Here is a 17,133-nt window from a genome sequence, read left to right as displayed (position 1 = left end):
CGGGACCTCGATCAGACCCCGCCGGGTCTACTTGAGGGACCAGGTCGAGCCCTGCGGGCCGTCCTCGATGGCGATACCGGCCTCGGCCAGCGCGTCACGGATCGCATCGGCCCTGGCGAAGTCGCGCTCCTTGCGGGCGGCGGCTCGGGCGGCCAGCTGCTCGCCGATCAGCGCCTCCAGCGCCTTGTGCTCCGGCGTCTCGTCCTCGCCGTCGCCGGCCGCTCCGGCCGCGCCCTGCGTTACCCACGGCTCGGCCAGCGGATCGAGACCCAGCGTGTCGAGCATCGCGCGCACCGAGACCAGCGACGCGCGCACCTCGGCCCTGGCCTCGGGCGAATCGGCGTGGTCGGTGAGCTTGGAAAGCAGCGTGTTGCCGGAGCGGATCGCGGTGAAGATCGCCGCGGTCGCGCCGGACACGTTCACGTCGTCGTTCATCGCGGACGTGAAATCGGCCGGCAGCTGATCGGCGGCAACGCCCGCGATCTCCTCGCGCGTGGGCTGCCCGCCCAGCGCGACGCCGGCGCGCTCGATGAAGTTCGCGATGCGCTCATAGGCCGCCTCGGCCTCGACGAGCGCCTGATCGGACCATTCGAGCATCGAACGGTACTGCACGCCGCCCAGCGCGTAGCGCACCACCCAGGCGGAGTGCTCGGCGAGCACGCTCGGCACGGACAGGCCGGTGCCCAGCGACTTCGACATCTTCTCGCCCTTGGCGGTGACCCATGCCGAATGCATCCAGCGCGCGGCCGAGTCGTAGCCGGCGGCGCGGGTCTGCGCCATCTCGTTCTCGTGGTGCGGGAAGCGCAGGTCGAGGCCGCCGCCGTGGATGTCGAACCCGTCCTTCAGGTACCGGTGGCTCATCGCCGAGCATTCGATGTGCCACCCCGGGCGGCCCACGCCGAACGGCGTGTTCCAGCGCGCGTCCAGCGGATCGGTGTCCTTCGGCGCCTTCCACAATGCGAAATCGCGCGGATCATGCTTGTCGGGGGAGGCGTCGGCCGGATCGACCGGATTGTACTTGTCGTCGCCCGCGGCGTCGACGGACGGGCCCATGCGGTCGGCGACGGCAGCCGCCTCGTCCACCTGCGCGCCGCCCGTCTGCTTCTGATGCGTCAGCTCGCCGTAATGCGGCCAGGAGGCGACGTCGAAGTACACGTTGCCGGTCGGCTTGCCGTTCTCGTCGGTGACGACGTAGCCGTGGCCGTTGTCGATGATGCGCTGGATCAGATCGATCATGTCGGACATGTGGCCGGTCGCGCGCGGCTCGACCGTCGGCGGCAGCACGCCCAGCGTCTCATAGGCGCGCGTGAACTCGCGCTCGTAGTAGTAGGCGCGTGCCCACCACTGCTGGCCAGCGGCGGCGGCCTTGTCGAGGATCTTGTCGTCGATGTCGGTGACGTTCCTCACGAACGTGACCTTGTAGCCGAGCTTCAAAAACCAGCGGCGGATGATGTCGAACGCGACGGCCGCGCGGATGTGGCCGATATGCGGCGACGACTGCACGGTGGCGCCGCACACGTAGATGCCCACCTCGCCGGGCTTGATCGGCGTGAACACGCTCGTCGTGTGCGAGGCGGTGTCATAGAGCTTGAGCCCCTCGGCGAGCGGGGAGACCTTCGCCTCCGTGAGCGCGCTCGGCAATACGGAATGCAACACGGAAGTATTGAAATCATGCGATTCTTGACTATTTCCCATACATCAAGGGTACACCCCGGACGCGTGCGAGCGCCGTTTACGTAGCTCGTGCCACAATAGAGGGCATGACTCCGCAAGTGCTTGTGCTCCAACACGTGCCCTGGGAGAAGCCCGGGCGCATCCTCACCAATCTCGAGGACCTCGGTCTCGACTATCAGATCCTCAACATCGTCGACGAGAAGAAACCCGACCTGCCCTCGTTCGACGAGGTCGCGGGCGTGGTCATCATGGGCGGCCCGATGGGCGCCGCCGACTATGACAGGCACCCCGGGCTCAAGGCCGAGGCCAAGCTCGCCCGTGCCGCGGTCGCCGTGAACAAGCCGGTGCTCGGCGTGTGCCTCGGCCATCAGATCATCGCCACCGCGCTCGGCGCGAAGCTGCACCGCGGGGAGGCGCCGGAGATCGGCTTCGGCCCGATCAAGCGCGTCGACCAGCATGACTATTTCTCCATGTGGGACAAGCAGATCGACGTGCTCCACTGGCACAACGACGTGGTGGGTCTGCCCGAGAGCGCGCAGCTGCTCGCCCGATCGAACGCCACCAAGGTGCAGGCGTTCCGCGCCGGATCCGCGCTGGGGCTCCAGTTCCACCTCGAGGTCACCGCCTCCCTGCTCGAGGAGTGGCTCGCCGAGCCGAGCATGGTCAAGGACCTCAAGGCCGCCGGCGGCTCCAAATCGCAGCTGCGCGAGGACTTCGAACGCTGCAACCCGCTGCTCGAGCCGTTCGCCGAACAGGTGTTCTCCGGCTTCGCCGTGCGCTGCCGCAACTACGCGCAGGGGCTCGCCAAGGCCGAGGAGGAAAAGGCCCCCAAGGACCCGGTCATCTCCTGAAACGGCCGGGAACATCTGCCGCGGTCCCTGTTGCGGCCTCAGGCTACATTGGTGAGTCATGCCGACTTACGATATTGGACTGGAACACGTTTCGCTCGCTTTCGCCACCAAGACCATCTTCACCGATGTGACGCAGGGCGTCTTCGAAGGCGATCGCATCGGCATCGTCGGCCGCAACGGCGACGGCAAATCCACGCTGCTGCACCTGTTCCGAGGCACGCAGGAACCCGACTCCGGCCGCGTGACCAAGCGCGGCGGCCTCACCTTCGGCATGCTCGACCAGCGCGATCCGCTCGACGACGACGCCACGATCCGCCAGGCCGCGCTCGAAGGCCGCGCCGACTACGAATGGGCGTCCGACAACTCCTCGCGCGAGATCGTCGAGGCGCTCCTCGGCGGCATGAGCCTCGACGCGAAGGTCGGATCCCTCTCCGGCGGCCAGCGCCGCCGCGCCGACCTCGCCCGACTGCTCCTCAAGGACTGGGACATCCTTGCCCTCGACGAGCCCACCAACCACCTCGACGTCGTCACCATCCACTGGCTCGCCGAACACCTGAAGAACCGCTGGTCCAAGGGACAGGGCGCGCTCCTGCTCGTCACCCACGACCGCTGGTTCCTTGACGAGGTGTGCGAGTCGATGTGGGAGGTCCACGACGGCGTCATCGAACCGTTCGAGGGCGGCTACTCCGCCTACATGCTCCAGCGCGTCGAACGCGACCGTCAGGCCGACGTGCGCGAGACCAAGCGCCGCAACCTCGCCCGCAAGGAACTCGCATGGCTCTCTCGCGGCGCCCGCGCCCGCTCCACCAAGCAGAAGTTCCACGTCAAGGCCGCCCGCGAGCTCATCGCCGACGTGCCGCCGATGCGCAACACGCTCGAACTCAAGCAGATGGCCACCTCCCGCCTCGGCAAGCAGGTCGTCGACCTCGTCGACGTCACCCAGATCTTCGAGCATGCGCAGGGCACCGTATCGGCCGCCGACGCCATCGACCCGGACGTGGCGGCGCTCGCCGACTCCGCGTCGCGCGTGGACGTGGTCGATGCGATGTACGCAGAACCGCAGGTGCACGGCTCGGTCGAGGTGGCCGTCACCGACATGACCGACCCGCGTCTCGTCGACGCCGGCGTACCCGAGGCGATCAAGGCCGCCGAGGAGGCTCGCGCCCGGGCCGAGGCCGAAGGCGGGGCGGCGTCCGCGTCGTCCGTGCTGTCGCTCAACGACGATCGCGAGGTGCGTCGCATGAACACCGGCGGCGAGACCATCGGCGGCGGCATCGAGGAGAGCGGGGCGGAGCCCACGTCCGCGGCGCGCAAGGTCACCGTGAGCGGCCGCGAGATCCTCGACGACGTGACCTGGCTGATCGGCCCGGGCGACCGCTTCGGCATCGTCGGCGCGAACGGCGCCGGCAAGTCGACGCTGCTGAAGCTCATCGACGGCACGCTCACTCCGACCGCCGGCCACGTGAACATCGGCAAGACCGTGAAGTTCGCGGTGCTCTCGCAGCGACTCGACGAGCTCGAGAAGCTCGGCAAATACAAGATCAAGGAAGTGCTTTCGCGCTACAAGCCGAGCTACATCGTCGACGGCAAGGAGGTCACCCCGGGCCAGCTGATGGAGCGTCTCGGCTTCGAGTCCGCGCAGCTGATGACCCCGATCGCCGACCTGTCCGGAGGCCAGAAGCGCCGCATGCAGCTGCTGCTGATCCTCCTCGACGAACCGAACGTGCTCATCATGGATGAGCCCGGCAACGATCTCGACACCGACATGCTCGCCGTGATGGAGGATCTGCTCGACACCTGGCCGGGCACGCTCATCGTCGTCTCCCACGACCGCTATCTGCTCGAACGCGTCACCGACCAGCAGTTCGCGCTGATCGGCGGCAAGGTGCGCCACCTGCCCGGCGGCGTGCAGGACTATCTCGACATGGTCGAGGACCTCAAGAACGGCAAGGGACTGCCGCCGGAGGTCGCCGGCATCGCGGGCACGGGTTCCGGTTCCGGTTCGTCCGGGGCTAGGGGACGCGCGGGCTCGGCAGGTGCCGCCGGCAGGAACGGTCAGGCGTCCGATGCGGCGTCTTCGGCTTCCTCCGCCGCTGCCGGCTCATCCTCCGCTTCCGGTACCGGTGATTCCGGTGATGCTGGTGATTCCGCGCCGAAGCTCACCGGCAAGGCGTTCCACGACGCGTCGAAGCGCGTCTCCGCGATCGAGCGCAAACTCGACAAGCTCGAGGAGCAGAAGGCCGATCTCGAGGCGCAGATGGCCGCACACGACCCAAGCGACTACGAGGGCCTCAACAAGCTCAACGACCAGCTCAAGGCCGTCTCCGACGAGTCGGAGGAACTCACTCTCGAATGGATGGACCTGTCCGAACAGCTCGGCCGGTAGCCGGCGCAGGCGGCATCATCGCCATGGCATCCTCGCCACCCATCGCGCGGTAATCACACCCATCGCGCGGCGAAATCCTCATGAAGTAGTGAGGTGATTTTACGGATTGGCGGAATTCCGCCGTTTCGCATCACTGCGCGATGGGCGAAACACTACTTCATGGGACGTTCACCGCGCGATGGGTGTGATTACCGCGCGATGGATGGTGATGTGGGGTGATGATGTGAAATGAAGTGTTATTCGGGTGTTCCCCACCATCGTAGGTGGGGAACACCCCCTATCGCGTACGCGTATGGAGCCGAATGCGGCGTCAGCGGCCGGTGATCTCCGAGCCGATGACCTTCTCGGCCAGCGCCTTCGGGCCGCGCGTGACGGCGACGGCGCCGGAGCGCACCAGCTCGATCACGCCGTAGTGCTCCAAGAGGCCCAGCAGCGCGTCGATCTTGCCCTCGGCGCCGGTGGCCTCGATCGTGAGCGACTCCGGGTTCACGTCGACGACACGGACGCGGAACAGTCGCACGATCTCGAGCACGTCGGAACGGTTCGACTGGTCGGCGGCCACCTTGATGAGCACGAGCTCGCGCTCGACGGTGGTGTTCGGATCGAGCTCGACGATCTTCAACACGTGCAGCAGCTTGTTGAGCTGCTTGATGATCTGCTCGAGCGGCACCGCCTCCACATCGGCGGTGACGGTCACGCGCGAGATGTCGGGCCTCTCGGTGGGGGAGACGGACAGCGAGTTGATGTTGAACGCGCGGCGGGCGAACAGGCCGGCGATGCGCGCCAGCACGCCCGGACGGTTCTCCACCAGCACGGACAGCGTATGACGCTCGGAACCCGGCTTGGATGCGGGATAGTTGGCGGGCATATCAGTTCTCCTCTCCGTTCTCGGTGTTCTCGGCGGTGTTCTCGGCGGCGGTTTCGGCCGCGGCCACCTCGTCGTCCTCGATCGGGCCGGTGCCGGTATCGCCCTTCAACGGGTGCAGACCGGGGCGGTACGCCACATCGTCGTTCGACTTGCCGGCGGCGACCATCGGCCAGACCATCGCGTCCTTCCAGACGCGGAAGTCGATGAGCACCGGACGGTCGTTGATCTCGTTCGCCTTGCGGATCGCCTCGACGGCCTCCTCCTCGGTGAACACGCGCATCGCCACGCAGCCGTACGCCTCGGCCAGCTTGACGAAGTCCGGCACCTCGAGCGGCAGCTCGCCGGCGGCGGCCTGCGCGTCGCCCTCGGCACCGTGCGCCTCGCCGTCGAGCAGGTTGGTCTGCGAGTAGTGGTGATCGTAGAACAGGGTCTGCCACTGGCGGACCATGCCGTACACGGAGTTGTTGAGCAGCGCGATCTTGACCGGCGTGTGCGCGAAGAACGCGGCCGCCAGCTCCTCGCTGGTCATCTGGAACGAGCCGTCGCCGTCGATGAGCCACACCGGCTTCCTGCCGTCGAACTCGCGCGCCGAACCCACGGACGCGCCGATCGCGGCCGGCAGGCCGTAGCCCATCGTGCCTAGGCCTCCGGAGGAGATCCACTCGTGCGGGCCGTGGAAGTCGATGAACTGCGACGCCCACATCTGATGCTGTCCGACGCCAGTCACCCAGATCGTCGACGGATCGGCCAGCTCCGAGAGCTTCTTGACGACCCACTGCGGGGCCAGCGAGCCGTCGGTAGGCTCGTCCCACGTCATCGGGTACTTCGCGCGCCAGCCGTTGATGCGATCCCACCACGGCTTGCGGTTCGGCTTCGGGGTGATGGCCTGCGCACGTTCGATCTCGGGGATGAGATCCTCGAGCACGGTGGCCACGTCGCCCACGATCGGCACGTCCGGCGTGCGGTTCTTGCCGATCTCGGCCGGATCGATGTCGATGTGGATCACGCGGGCGCCCGGCGCGAACGCGTCGAGCTTGCCGGTGACGCGGTCGTCGAAGCGCGCGCCGATCGCGACGAGCAGGTCGCAGCGCTGCACGGCGCCGGTCGCGGCGATCGTGCCGTGCATGCCCAGCATGCCGAGGTTCTTCGGATCGTCGTCCGGGACGATGCCGCGCGCCGGCAGCGTGGTGACGATCGGGGCGTCGGTCAGGTCGGCCAGGGCCTTGACCTGCTTGCTTGCGCCGGAGCGCATCGCGCCGCCGCCCACGTAGAGGACCGGGCGGTAGGACTGGTTGAACAGCTTGGCGGCGTCGGAGAGTACGCGGCCGTGCGCCTTGGTCGTCGGGTTGTAGCCGGGCAGGATCATGCGCTGCGGCCACGAGTAGTACATCTCGCCGGTCTGCGCGGTCTTCGTCAGGTCGACGACCACCGGGCCGGGGCGGCCGGTGGAGGCGACGTGGAACGCCTCGGCCATGACGCGCGGGATGTCCTGCGCGCGGGTGACGAGGTACGAATGCTTGGAGACCGGGTAGGTCATGCCGACGATGTCGGCCTCCTGGAACGCGTCCGTGCCGATCGCCTGCACGCCGACCTGACCGGTGACGACGACCATCGGCACCGAATCCATGTTCGCGTCGGCGATGGCGGTGACCACGTTGGTGGCGCCCGGGCCGGAGGTCACGATGCACACGCCGACCTTGCCGGTGGAGATCGCGTAGCCTTCGGCCGCATGACCCGCGGCCTGCTCGTGACGCATCAGGATGAAACGGAACTTCAGATCGTCGGTGATCTGATGGTAGACGGGCAGGATCGCGCCTCCCGGGATGCCGAAGACGTCGGTGACGCCCAGATCCTCCAGCGAACGGACCAGCGCCTGGGCGCCGGTCATCTTCTCGCCGTCGACGATGGTCTGCTTGTCGCTTACGGGCGTTTTGGGCACGCCGCTGAATGCCTGCAAAGGCGTGGGTAAAGCCATAATCCTCTCACACTTCGCTTCCGTTGGTTCTCGCCGACCTGTGCCGCTGCCGGACGGCCGCGACTGATGGTCGCACCCTGCGGTCCTGTCGGCCTCGATTGCGACGAAGACCGGTTTCGTGGCCGGTTTCGCGCGTGTTTTCTCCAGTGTATTCACGCACGTGACGTTTGCGTCATATGGCTCAATGGGCGGAACGCGCGGGGGCATGAAGCACCAGTGAGGTACCTCACGCCCCCGCGCGTTCCGCCCATTGACGACGACCTACTCGTCGAGCTTGTGCCAGGCGGCCTCGGCGGCCGCGAGCTGCGCCTTGCGCTTGCTCGTGCCGCGTCCGACGCCGATGATCGTCTCGTCGTCGCCGAGCGTGACGCGGGCGATGAACTCCTGCGCGTACTCCGGGCCGGTGACGGCCATGTGGTAGACCGGCTCCTCCTTGCCCATCTTGTGCGCCTTGACGGTCAGCGAGGTCTTCCAGTCGAGCGCCGGGCCCTCGGTGGCGACCTCCTTCAGAGTGTCGTCGATCAAGCGGTGGACGGTGTTGCGCGCGCCGTCGATGCCGTGCTCGACGAACGTCGCGCCGATCAGCGATTCGACGATGTCACACAGGATCGAGCTTTTCTCGGCGCCGCCGTCCGCCGCCTCGCCGTGGCCGAGCAGGATGTACGGGCCGACGTGCAGCTTGTCGCGGGCGATCGCGCTCAGCGCCTCCTCGGAGACGGCCTTGGCGCGCATCTTGGCCAGCTGGCCCTCGGTCATGTCCGGATGGATGCGGTACAGGGTCTCGGTGGCGACGAGTTCGAGCACGGCGTCGCCGAGGAACTCGAGTCGCTCGTAGTGCTTGACGCCGGGGTGCTCGTGCGCGAAGGAGCGATGGGTGAGCGCCTGGACGAGCAGCTCGGGGCTGATCGTCGTGTCGAGCGCCTTGAGGAGCGCCTCGGCGGCGGCGTTGGACGGGCCGGAGACGCGCACGATGTGCTGCTGATCGTTGTCCTGCTTGGTCTGCTTGGACGTCTGCTTGGTGACGGAGTTGGAGTTGGAATTGGTCATGATGGGTGATTGATGGGGTCGGTCGTGGACAGTGACTCCGGGGCGAATCCCGTCTCGGTCGTCGCCCGCGATGCCGCTTTCCACGAATGGCGGATAGTTACGCGAAAGCCCCGCCACCCGTCGATGGCAGGGCTTTCTTGCAGTTCATGCCGTGATCAGCTTCGGCGACTCACTTGGCGTGAGGGGCGCGGATGGCTTCACGGTAGATGCGGCCGCGGAAGGAGCCGCAGCTCGGGCAGGCCACGTGCGGGAGAGCCGGAGCGCCGCAGTTCGGGCAGCTCACGGTGGCCGTAGCGGTCGCCTTCCAATTCGCGCGACGCGAGTGCGTGTTGGCGCGCGAGGTCTTGTACTTAGGCAGTGCCATTTTCAGTATCCTCTATTTCGTTCGAACATTTGAGCTTAAGCGTTCAGTACTCTAGCGCAATGCCCGTACAATGTCACTCCGAGCGGATCTCGGCGTTTCTTCGGCGGATGATGTCCCGAGACGCCGAACCGCAGTCCGGGACATCGCCCGCGTGACTACTCCCTGCCGTCCCGGTCGTTCTCCTCGGCTTCGAGCTGGGCCTTCAGCGCGGCGAGTCCGTCGAAGCGGCTGTCGGTGATCTCGTGGTGATGATCCGGATGCTCGTTCAGATCAATGCCGCACTGCGAGCACAGACCGAGGCAGTCCTCACGGCACAGCGGCTGCAGCGGCAGCGCCTCGACGAGCGTGTCGCGCAGCAGCGCCTCGATGTCGGCGAACGCGCCGCCGTCGAGCAGCGGGTAGGAGTCCTCCGACTCCTCCTCGCCGGCGATGATCTCGACCTCGCCCTTCTTCTTGTTCTTGTCCTTGTCCTTGCTGGCGGCCTCGGACTCGTAGGGGAAGAACGCGGTGACGTTCACGCCCCAGTCGCGCTTGAGCGGCTTCAAGCAGCGGGTGCATTCGGCGTGCACCGGAGCGGTGACGCGCGCGTTGAGGATCAGCCCGTCGACGATCGAGTCGAACGAGCCGTCCACATGCACCGGCGCACCCTCATCGACGCCGATCACCTCGTCGCCGATGCCGCCGGGAGCGGGGAAGTCGGCGTTCACCTCCTTGGACTGCCCGGCGCGGGAGGCGACCTGCGCCACCGAAATCGCCCACGGGGAAAGTTCAGGACGAGCCATGATATGCAAACCCTTTCTTTCTTGGCCTACTGCGCCTCAGGATAATCGTTGATGTCGAGATGCGGCAGGTCCTGTGCCGCGGCCTTGCGGCGCTCGTAGAGCACGTTGAGGCCCGCGTCCACATCGCCGCCCATCTTGTTGAGCTGCGCGCGCAGCGTCTCCATGACCTTCGTCGAATACTCGTCCGCGCCATGCGTGAGATGATCGGCCTTCGCCTGCGCCGTGTTGAGGATCGTGCGCGCCTTCTGACGCGCCAGTTCGGTGACGTTCTCCTGACCGGCGAGGAACTGCGCCTGCTCGTTGGCCTCCTTGACGATGTCGGCGGCGCGGCTCTGCGCGGACGCGACGATCGCGTTCGCCTGCGTCTGCGCGCCCTCCAGTCGACGTTCGGCCTCGCGCATCAGCGCGGAGGCGCGTTCGAGCTGCACCGGGAGCATCTTCTTGAGCTCGTTCAGGTTGTCGGAGAAGTCGTCGCGGTCGATGCGCACCTGACCGGGGGAGAAGATGCTGCCCTTCGCCTCGTTGAGCGCGGACTCGAGCCGGTCGATGATGTCGTAGACGGTCGTGAACTCCTCACGGCTCTGGTCCACGTCGTCATCGACGTCGTCGTCGCGCAGATCAGGCAGCGGGAACGGGGACTTGAGCACGCGCGAATCGTCGCCCGCCTTGTCGTCGGCGTCCGCGCCGGGGGTCGTCGGGCTCGGGGTCGTCGCCGGCATCGTCGCGGACAGGGACGGCGCGGCCTGGGGCGCGGACTGCGGTGCGGGGGAGACGCCGGCCGCGGCCGCGCGAACGCTGTCGACCGTGTCGTCGCTGGCCGCTTCGGGCGCGCCCGCGATGTCGGTGAAATCGACCGCCGGCGCGACATAGCCGTTGCCGGCGTTGCTTCCGGGCGTACCGGCCGCACCGGTCTGGGCGGCGTTTGCCGCGTTCGCGCCGTCCGCCGTCCCCGCGGTCAGATCGACGTAGCCCTCCGGGTGCTCGCCCGGCTTCGAATAATCGGTGATATCGCTCATCATGCGTTCCTTTCCGTGGACTGCGCGTCCGTGGACGGCGCAGACGAAGCTTGCCCGTGCAGCGCCTCGTTCAGCATCGGCACCACGCAGTCGGGCACCATGCCGGTCACGTCGCCGCCGTGACGGGCCACGTCCTTGACGATCGAACTGGAGATATGCTCAAGCACCGGATCGGCGGGCAGGAACAGCGTCTCCACGCCGCCCAGCTTGCGATTGACGAGCGCCATGCCGAGCTCGGCCTCATAGTCGCCGTTCTGACGCAGGCCCTTGACGATGACCGACGCGCCGACCTTATTGCAGTAATCGGTGATCAGGCCGTCGGTGGAGGAGACCACGACGTTCGTGCAGCCATCTTTGGCAAGGGCACGACGGATCACGTCGACACGGGTCTCGGTGGGGAACATCGGCGTCTTGGCGGCGTTCACCGCCACCACCACATGCACTTCGTCGAAGAAGCGCGCACTGCGTTCGATAACGTCAAGATGTCCGGCGGTCACGGGGTCATAGGAGCCGGGGCACACTGCTTTGGTCATAGGCACTAGACTACCGCGCCCGTGCGCGTGATGCGCCATGATGTGCGCCGGCGTCACGCCGATTCGTCGTCCGTTACCTCAATCGTTTGCATGAACACTATGATGGAGTGCAGAACATGCCCTACAAGGAGGTCGTCATGATGATCAACAACGCGCTCGCCGAAGCATCCCTCGACGAATATCTCGACGCCGACACGTCCTCGCCGCTGTCCAACCCGGATGCCGAGACCGGCACCGCGGTGCTCGAACGCCCCGAGACCAAGGAGGAGAACAAGCGCGCCGACGATGGCGACGCCGACCGCTTCGCCCACTACGTCTCGCGTGACCGCATCGCCGAGTCGCAGGCCACCGGCCGCCCGGTCGTCGCCCTGTGCGGCAAGGTCTGGGTCCCCAAGCACGACCCGTCCAAGTACCCCGTCTGCCCCGACTGCAAACGCATCTACGACGAAATGCGCGGCTGGTGATGCGACTGACGCCGGCGCCGGTACGACAGGGGCGTGTGTCACTGCGATGGGGTTGTTTGAGCAGGTTGCGCAGGAGTTCCTTGAGTTGCCGGGCCCGGTAGAGCTGTCCCCCTGTCGTGTCTGTTGCGTCTCCTGTTCGCCTTGTCCACTCGTCTCGGGGGATTCAGCGTGAAAAACGCGAGGAATCGCGCTGAATCCCACGGGTTCGCGGGACTCAGGGCCGGAATCGGCCTTGGCGGCGCTGAGTCCCACGCGGACTGCCGAAACGGACCATAGGAGAGCGCGCAAATCGACGGAATTTGGAATCAAGTAATGGAATGCCTCTCCCTAAGGCCCAACGGCAAACAACCACCCACGAAAACAGCAATAGCGACATACATGATGAGTGTTTGATGAACGGATTCGTGTAGTCACGGCGATGACGCATGCCGTTGCCGTTCCATGGTCCATGCCGTAATGTGAAGCTATGCGACCATCCAATGGATGGATGGTGTAGCGCTTACCGGCGCAGCGGCGAAGGAGACGACCATGGCACGATATCATCTGAGCTCTCGACTGCGTCGTACGACGATCGTCGCGTGTGCGACGCTCATTGTGATCATGACGCTGGCATCATGCGCCTCGAATCCTCTCGCCTCGGGCGGAGGCGGAGGGAACGGCGGTACCGGATCGAACAGCGAACCGACGTTTACCGGGGCGCATGCGGAGGACTATTCGTGGGCGTACGATCGGGCGAAGCGCGACGGTAGCGAGTTCGCAGTTCAGGCGCTCTCCGACGGCAAGCTCGCCGAGGCGGAGGTCCAGGAGGCGGCGGACCGCTATGTCTCCTGCATGACGGACAAGGGATACACCGCCACCATGTCCATCGATGGAACCAGCACCATCTATCACCCTGATCAGACCACCGGTCAGGCATGGGCCGACCGCATGCATCGCGATACCGACACGTGCGAGAAGGAGTCCGGCATCGACTATCTTGCGGGCTTGCTGCTGATTGACAAAACCAATCCGGACGGCAAGAACGACATATCGATGATCATCGACTGCATGCGCCGGCACGACGTCGTCGACGACTCGATGACCGATGCGCAGATCGAGGCGGAGCTCAACGCCACCAGTCCGGACACCTACTTCAGCAGGATCCCCCTCGACATGGCCGACCCCAACTACGATGCGAACAAGGCCAAATGGTCGCAGGAGTGCCGCGTCAATCCGCGCGAGCTCTAGCTTTAGCACCCTGCGCATAATCCTGTTTCCTGGTGGCGATTGGGTCCTTTGCGTTCGATCCTGTAGGATCCGGCGTTATGGGGGGCTTGCGGGGTCGGGAAAACGTCCGATCCCGTAGGATCCGATACGGCGATCGGGGTGGATCGGGGTGAGACGCGTGAGGAGTCTGCCACTCAGTGCATGTCAATCGGTTGACGTTCGTTGAGTGGCAGAAAACCGTGCCACTCAACGCGATTTCGGTGTTTTTTCACGTTGAGTGGCAGACACATCGGGAGCAGGGGTGGCCCTTGCGATATTGGCTATTGCAGAATCGTTGGAAAATGGCCCTTTTGACAGCATTCAAAAAGGCGGCGAGATGGGAATCACGTATCGTCGTGCCACTCAACGCCAAAATCGCCGAAAATTTTCGTTGAGTGGCACGGATAAGTGACATGACTGGGACATGACTGGGCTGGCGCGGTTGAGATGGAACAATTGAGCGGCACAGCTGAGTGAAAGTTGACCTCGATGCAAAATGGCTGGCTTCGTCTCCAAGGTGAGGGGTTCCGGTGTGTGTGGGGGGGGGCGGGTGAGGAGTTCTTGGGTGAAGGCTCCCGGGGTGAAGGATTCCGGGGTGAAGGGATTCGGTGCGGGGAGGAGGCTCGCGCCGGATGTCGGACCGTCAGCAGTCGATCGAGTATTTGCGGGTCTTGTAGTACTTCCAGTCCGGCAGGGGGCGGTGCTCGTCGAGCGCGCGCTTGATGTCGCCGTAGAAGTGCAGCTTGCGCTGCACGTGCAATGCGGCCTCGTTGAGCGCGCGACGCTGCTCGTCGAGCGCCTCGCGACGCGACTCGAGCAGTTCGAGGATCTCGTCGATGTGCTCGGGCTCGTTGCTTTCGTAGAGGAAGAACTTCTTGAGATCCCCGATCGTCATGCCCGCGTTCTTGAAGCAGCAGATCGCGCGCAATCGATTGATGTGACACTCCTCGTATTCGCGCTGCCCGCTCGCGTTGCGCCTGACGTTCGTCAGCAGTCCCTGATCCTCGTAGTACCTCAGTGCCGAGGGCTCCATATGGAACTGTCGCGCCACTTCGCGGATCGTGTAGGTCCGCGGCTCGGCGGACGTTTGCCCCGCCTCCGCCACTTTGCCGTTCTCGGCCGCCTTGGTCGTCTCAGCCCCGGCAGATATGGCAGTTCCGTTCTTGATCTTCCCGGCAGTCCCGCTCTCGGCAGCCACGGCCCCGACCTTTTCGACCGATCCGTCGATGTCGTTCGTCATTGTGCATCCGTCCCTTTCTCGCGGCATTGCCCTTGGCATCGCATGCGACACGCCGCCCGATCGCGGCGCACTTGCATTCAAGCTTACTTGAACTGTGATGATGATTGCGCAACCACATGCGGGACCCGCAGGAAGGAATCCTGACCAAAGGAAAACCAAAGGAAGAGGGAGAACGGTGCGGGCCCCACATGAATCAGACCGGCATCGATCTGCAATCGATGCGGAACTCGATTCGTAAGTGAATCGACCTGAAGGAGAACAACAGGATGTTCGAACCCACCAATGCCTACGCGCCCGCGAACGACCGCTACGCGACCATGACCTACAACCGCTGCGGCAAATCCGGCCTCAAGCTGCCGGCCGTCTCGCTCGGCTTCTGGCACAACTTCGGCGACCTGACGCCGTTCGACCACATGAAGCAGCTGGTGTTCACCGCGTTCGACCACGGCATCACCCACTTCGACCTCGCCAACAACTACGGTCCCGAACCCGGCCAGGCGGAGAAGAACTGCGGCCTGCTGCTCAACAAGTACTTCAAGGCCCACCGCGACGAGCTCGTCATCTCCACCAAGGCCGGCTACGAGATGTGGGCCGGTCCGTACGGCGACTGGGGCTCGCGCAAGTACCTGATCGCCTCGCTTGACCAGTCCCTCGAACGCCTCGGCCTCGACTACGTCGACATCTTCTACCACCACCGTCCGGACCCGGAGACCCCGCTCGAGGAGACGATGGGCGCGCTCGCCCAGATCGTCAATTCCGGCAAGGCGCTGTACGTGGGCCTGTCCAACTACGACGGGGAGACCATGGAGAAGGCCGCCGCGATCCTCGACGAGCTGCACGTGCCGTTCGTCATCAACCAGAACAAGTACAACATCTTCGATCGCACCGTCGAAAAGAATGGGCTCAAGGACACCGCCAAGAGGCTCGGCAAGGGCCTCATCACCTTCTGCCCGCTCGAGCAGGGTCTGCTGACCAACCGCTACCTGAACGGCGTGCCGGCCGACAGCCGCATCGCCGTCGACCCGCGCTTCCTCAAGGACTCCGCCCTCACCCCGGAGCGTCTCCAGCAGATCCGCGAGCTCAACGACATCGCGATCGCCCGCGGCCAGACCCTCGCCGAGATGAGCCTCGCCTGGCTGCTGCATGACGACGCCGTCACCTCCGTGCTCGCCGGTGCCTCCAAGCCGCAGCAGATCGTCGACAACATCGGCGCGCTGAAGAACACCACGTTCAGCGCCGAGGAGCTCGCCAGGATCGACGAGATCTCCCAGCGCTGAACACCGCGGCGGCAGCCGCGAAGGATCCCGGCCGAAGTCACAGAACAGTGACTTCGGTGGGGATCACCGGGTCGCCGCGCATGAGGCTCTGCGCCGCGATCGGCAGCTCGGCAAGCGCCTTCGCACGGTAGTCGTGCGCGCGCTGGATCGCGTCGTGGCCCTGCCACTCATGGTTGATCTCGCCGTGATCGACGAAGTCGACCATGAGATCCTTCCACCCCTCCTCCGGGCGGAACGCGGCGAGCTTGTCCTCCGAACCGGAGATCACATGCTCCACGTCGGCCAGACCGTACTCGTACGAGCGGTAGGCGACCTTGCGGCCCGGCACGGTGGCCTTGTCCTTCGACTTCTTCATGACCGGGACCATCACGCCGTCCGCGCCCTCGCGCTCGGTGAGCTTGTACACCATCGCGCACGTGGGGGCACCCGAGCCGGTGACCAGCATCGTGCCCACGCCGTACGAGTCGACCGGCGCGGTCTGCAGCGCGGCGAGCGCGTACTCGTCGAGATCGTTGGTGACGGTGATGCGCGTGTTCGTCGCGCCGAGCGCGTCCAGCTGGTTGCGCACGCGCTGCGCCATGAGCGCGAGATCGCCCGAATCGATGCGCACGCCGCCGAGCTCCGGTCCGGCGACCTCGACCGCGGTCTTCACGGCCTCTTCGATGTTGTACGTGTCGACGAGCAGCGTCGTGTTCTTCCCCAACGCGGCGATCTGCGATTCGAACGCCTGGCGTTCGCTGTCGTGCACGAGCGTGAAGCAGTGCGCGGCCGTGCCGATCGCCTTGAGGCCGTACATCTGCGCGGCGAGCAGGTTCGCGGTGCCCTGGAAGCCGCCGACGACCGCGGCGCGCGCGGCGGCCACCGCGCTCCACTCGTTCGTGCGGCGTCCGCCCATGTCCATGCAGGGGCGGTCCTTCGCGGCGCAGGCCATGCGGGAGGCGGCCGAGGCGACCGCGGAATCGTAGTTCAGCACGGACAGGATCAGCGTCTCGAGCAGCGTGCATTCGCCGAACGTGCCCTCGACCTCGAGGATCGGGGAGTTCGGGAAGAACATCTCGCCCTCGCGGTAGCCCTTGATCGTGCCGGAGAAGTGGAAGTTCTCCAGCCACTTGATCGTCTCGGGGCTCACGACCTTGCGGTCGGCGAGGAACTTGAGATCCTCGTCGTCGAGGTGGAAGCGCTCGAGCTCGTCGAGGATGCGCCCGGTGCCGGCGACCACGCCGTAGCGTCGGCCGATCGGCAGGTGACGGGTGAACACCTCGAAGACGCACTTGCGGTCCGCGGTGCCGTCCTTCAGACACGCGTCGAGCATCGTGTATTCGTACATGTCGGTCATCAGCGCCGGTGAATAGTCCATGTGATCGCTCCCTTGGGTTTGGATGCTTCGCTGTGATTTCGCTGGGCAACAGCC

Annotated in this window: 14 protein-coding genes and 2 pseudogenes; 6 read left to right on the top strand and 10 right to left on the bottom strand. The window is 65.6% G+C overall.

From position 1 onward, the window contains the following. Nucleotides 1-27: 27 nt before the first annotated feature. Nucleotides 28-1,695, bottom strand: a complete 1,668-nt coding sequence (cysS, locus tag EMB92_RS11195) for a cysteine--tRNA ligase (RefSeq protein ID WP_150394932.1) — start codon at nt 1,693-1,695, stop codon at nt 28-30. A 65-nt stretch (nt 1,696-1,760) separates the two neighbouring features. Here cysS and EMB92_RS11190 point away from each other — a divergent pair, with 65 nt between their 5' ends. The 3 genes and pseudogenes from EMB92_RS11190 to EMB92_RS11985 all read left to right on the top strand — a co-directional run. Further along, the gene (locus EMB92_RS11190; RefSeq protein WP_107044535.1) at nt 1,761-2,525 is read left to right on the top strand and encodes a type 1 glutamine amidotransferase; all 765 of its coding nucleotides are present in this window, start codon (nt 1,761-1,763) and stop codon (nt 2,523-2,525) included. A gap of 58 nt (nt 2,526-2,583) precedes the next feature. Further along, nucleotides 2,584-4,552, top strand: a pseudogene (locus EMB92_RS11185) (ABC-F family ATP-binding cassette domain-containing protein); the annotation flags it as partial. 116 nt (nt 4,553-4,668) lie between these two features. Then, nucleotides 4,669-4,911 (top strand): annotated as a pseudogene (locus tag EMB92_RS11985) (ABC transporter C-terminal domain-containing protein); the annotation flags it as partial. Nucleotides 4,912-5,221: 310 nt separating this feature from the next. Here the strand turns inward: EMB92_RS11985 and ilvN are convergent. The 7 genes from ilvN to coaD form a co-directional block, all read right to left on the bottom strand. After that, nucleotides 5,222-5,779, bottom strand: a complete 558-nt coding sequence (gene ilvN / locus EMB92_RS11180; RefSeq protein WP_043166926.1) for an acetolactate synthase small subunit — start codon at nt 5,777-5,779, stop codon at nt 5,222-5,224. 1 nt (nt 5,780) lies between these two features. Next, the gene (locus EMB92_RS11175) at nt 5,781-7,754 is read right to left on the bottom strand and encodes an acetolactate synthase large subunit (protein WP_150394930.1); all 1,974 of its coding nucleotides are present in this window, start codon (nt 7,752-7,754) and stop codon (nt 5,781-5,783) included. A 261-nt stretch (nt 7,755-8,015) separates the two neighbouring features. After that, the gene (gene rnc, locus EMB92_RS11170; protein WP_150394929.1) at nt 8,016-8,801 is read right to left on the bottom strand and encodes a ribonuclease III; all 786 of its coding nucleotides are present in this window, start codon (nt 8,799-8,801) and stop codon (nt 8,016-8,018) included. Nucleotides 8,802-8,970: 169 nt separating this feature from the next. Then, a complete protein-coding gene (rpmF, locus tag EMB92_RS11165) occupies nt 8,971-9,165 on the bottom strand; it encodes a 50S ribosomal protein L32 (RefSeq protein WP_081887263.1) in 195 nt (64 codons plus the stop codon). A 155-nt stretch (nt 9,166-9,320) separates the two neighbouring features. Next, nucleotides 9,321-9,947, bottom strand: coding sequence for a YceD family protein (locus EMB92_RS11160; RefSeq protein ID WP_150394928.1), 627 nt, complete (start codon nt 9,945-9,947; stop codon nt 9,321-9,323). Between the two features lie 26 nt (nt 9,948-9,973). Further along, entirely contained in the window at nt 9,974-10,963 is a 990-nt protein-coding gene (locus EMB92_RS11155) for an ATP synthase subunit B family protein (protein ID WP_395952130.1), read from the bottom strand. After that, the gene (gene coaD / locus EMB92_RS11150; protein ID WP_052119257.1) at nt 10,963-11,496 is read right to left on the bottom strand and encodes a pantetheine-phosphate adenylyltransferase; all 534 of its coding nucleotides are present in this window, start codon (nt 11,494-11,496) and stop codon (nt 10,963-10,965) included. Before coaD ends, EMB92_RS11155 begins: the two co-directional genes overlap by 1 nt. A 140-nt stretch (nt 11,497-11,636) precedes the next feature. On the opposite strand from coaD, the gene EMB92_RS11145 reads away from it, so the two are divergent. Together EMB92_RS11145 and EMB92_RS11140 are read left to right on the top strand one after the other, a co-directional pair. Beyond that, a complete protein-coding gene (locus tag EMB92_RS11145) occupies nt 11,637-11,960 on the top strand; it encodes a DUF3039 domain-containing protein (RefSeq protein ID WP_043166977.1) in 324 nt (107 codons plus the stop codon). Nucleotides 11,961-12,488: 528 nt separating this feature from the next. Continuing rightward, the gene (locus tag EMB92_RS11140; RefSeq protein WP_150394926.1) at nt 12,489-13,187 is read left to right on the top strand and encodes a hypothetical protein; all 699 of its coding nucleotides are present in this window, start codon (nt 12,489-12,491) and stop codon (nt 13,185-13,187) included. A 661-nt stretch (nt 13,188-13,848) separates the two neighbouring features. Here EMB92_RS11140 and EMB92_RS11135 read toward each other — a convergent pair. Then, nucleotides 13,849-14,310 carry a MerR family transcriptional regulator gene (locus tag EMB92_RS11135; protein WP_263390634.1) on the bottom strand — a complete coding sequence of 154 codons (462 nt, stop codon included), beginning with the start codon at nt 14,308-14,310 and terminating at the stop codon, nt 13,849-13,851. Nucleotides 14,311-14,711: 401 nt separating this feature from the next. On the opposite strand from EMB92_RS11135, the gene EMB92_RS11130 reads away from it, so the two are divergent. Then, entirely contained in the window at nt 14,712-15,722 is a 1,011-nt protein-coding gene (locus EMB92_RS11130; protein ID WP_150394924.1) for an aldo/keto reductase, read from the top strand. A 37-nt stretch (nt 15,723-15,759) separates the two neighbouring features. Here the strand turns inward: EMB92_RS11130 and EMB92_RS11125 are convergent, their stop codons facing one another. Next, the gene (locus tag EMB92_RS11125) at nt 15,760-17,103 is read right to left on the bottom strand and encodes a nicotinate phosphoribosyltransferase (RefSeq protein WP_373453068.1); all 1,344 of its coding nucleotides are present in this window, start codon (nt 17,101-17,103) and stop codon (nt 15,760-15,762) included. Between the last annotated feature and the right edge of the window lie 30 nt (nt 17,104-17,133).

The sequence above is a fragment of the Bifidobacterium callitrichos genome (assembly GCF_008698085.1).
GTDB classification, from domain to species: domain Bacteria; phylum Actinomycetota; class Actinomycetes; order Actinomycetales; family Bifidobacteriaceae; genus Bifidobacterium; species Bifidobacterium callitrichos.
This window is presented reverse-complemented; position numbering and strand designations above follow the sequence as displayed.

Excerpts from the sequence above, each read along its gene's own strand:
- coaD (WP_052119257.1), bottom strand. The coding sequence starts at position 11,496 with ATGACCAAAGCAGTGTGCCCCGGCTCCTATGACCCCGTGACCGCCGGA.
- rpmF (WP_081887263.1), bottom strand. The coding sequence starts at position 9,165 with ATGGCACTGCCTAAGTACAAGACCTCGCGCGCCAACACGCACTCGCGT.
- EMB92_RS11160 (WP_150394928.1), bottom strand. The coding sequence starts at position 9,947 with ATGGCTCGTCCTGAACTTTCCCCGTGGGCGATTTCGGTGGCGCAGGTC.
- EMB92_RS11145 (WP_043166977.1), top strand. The coding sequence starts at position 11,637 with ATGATCAACAACGCGCTCGCCGAAGCATCCCTCGACGAATATCTCGAC.
- cysS (WP_150394932.1), bottom strand. The coding sequence starts at position 1,695 with ATGGGAAATAGTCAAGAATCGCATGATTTCAATACTTCCGTGTTGCAT.
- rnc (WP_150394929.1), bottom strand. The coding sequence starts at position 8,801 with ATGACCAATTCCAACTCCAACTCCGTCACCAAGCAGACGTCCAAGCAG.
- EMB92_RS11130 (WP_150394924.1), top strand. The coding sequence starts at position 14,712 with ATGTTCGAACCCACCAATGCCTACGCGCCCGCGAACGACCGCTACGCG.
- EMB92_RS11155 (WP_395952130.1), bottom strand. The coding sequence starts at position 10,963 with ATGAGCGATATCACCGATTATTCGAAGCCGGGCGAGCACCCGGAGGGC.
- ilvN (WP_043166926.1), bottom strand. The coding sequence starts at position 5,779 with ATGCCCGCCAACTATCCCGCATCCAAGCCGGGTTCCGAGCGTCATACG.
- EMB92_RS11175 (WP_150394930.1), bottom strand. The coding sequence starts at position 7,754 with ATGGCTTTACCCACGCCTTTGCAGGCATTCAGCGGCGTGCCCAAAACG.
- EMB92_RS11140 (WP_150394926.1), top strand. The coding sequence starts at position 12,489 with ATGGCACGATATCATCTGAGCTCTCGACTGCGTCGTACGACGATCGTC.
- EMB92_RS11190 (WP_107044535.1), top strand. The coding sequence starts at position 1,761 with ATGACTCCGCAAGTGCTTGTGCTCCAACACGTGCCCTGGGAGAAGCCC.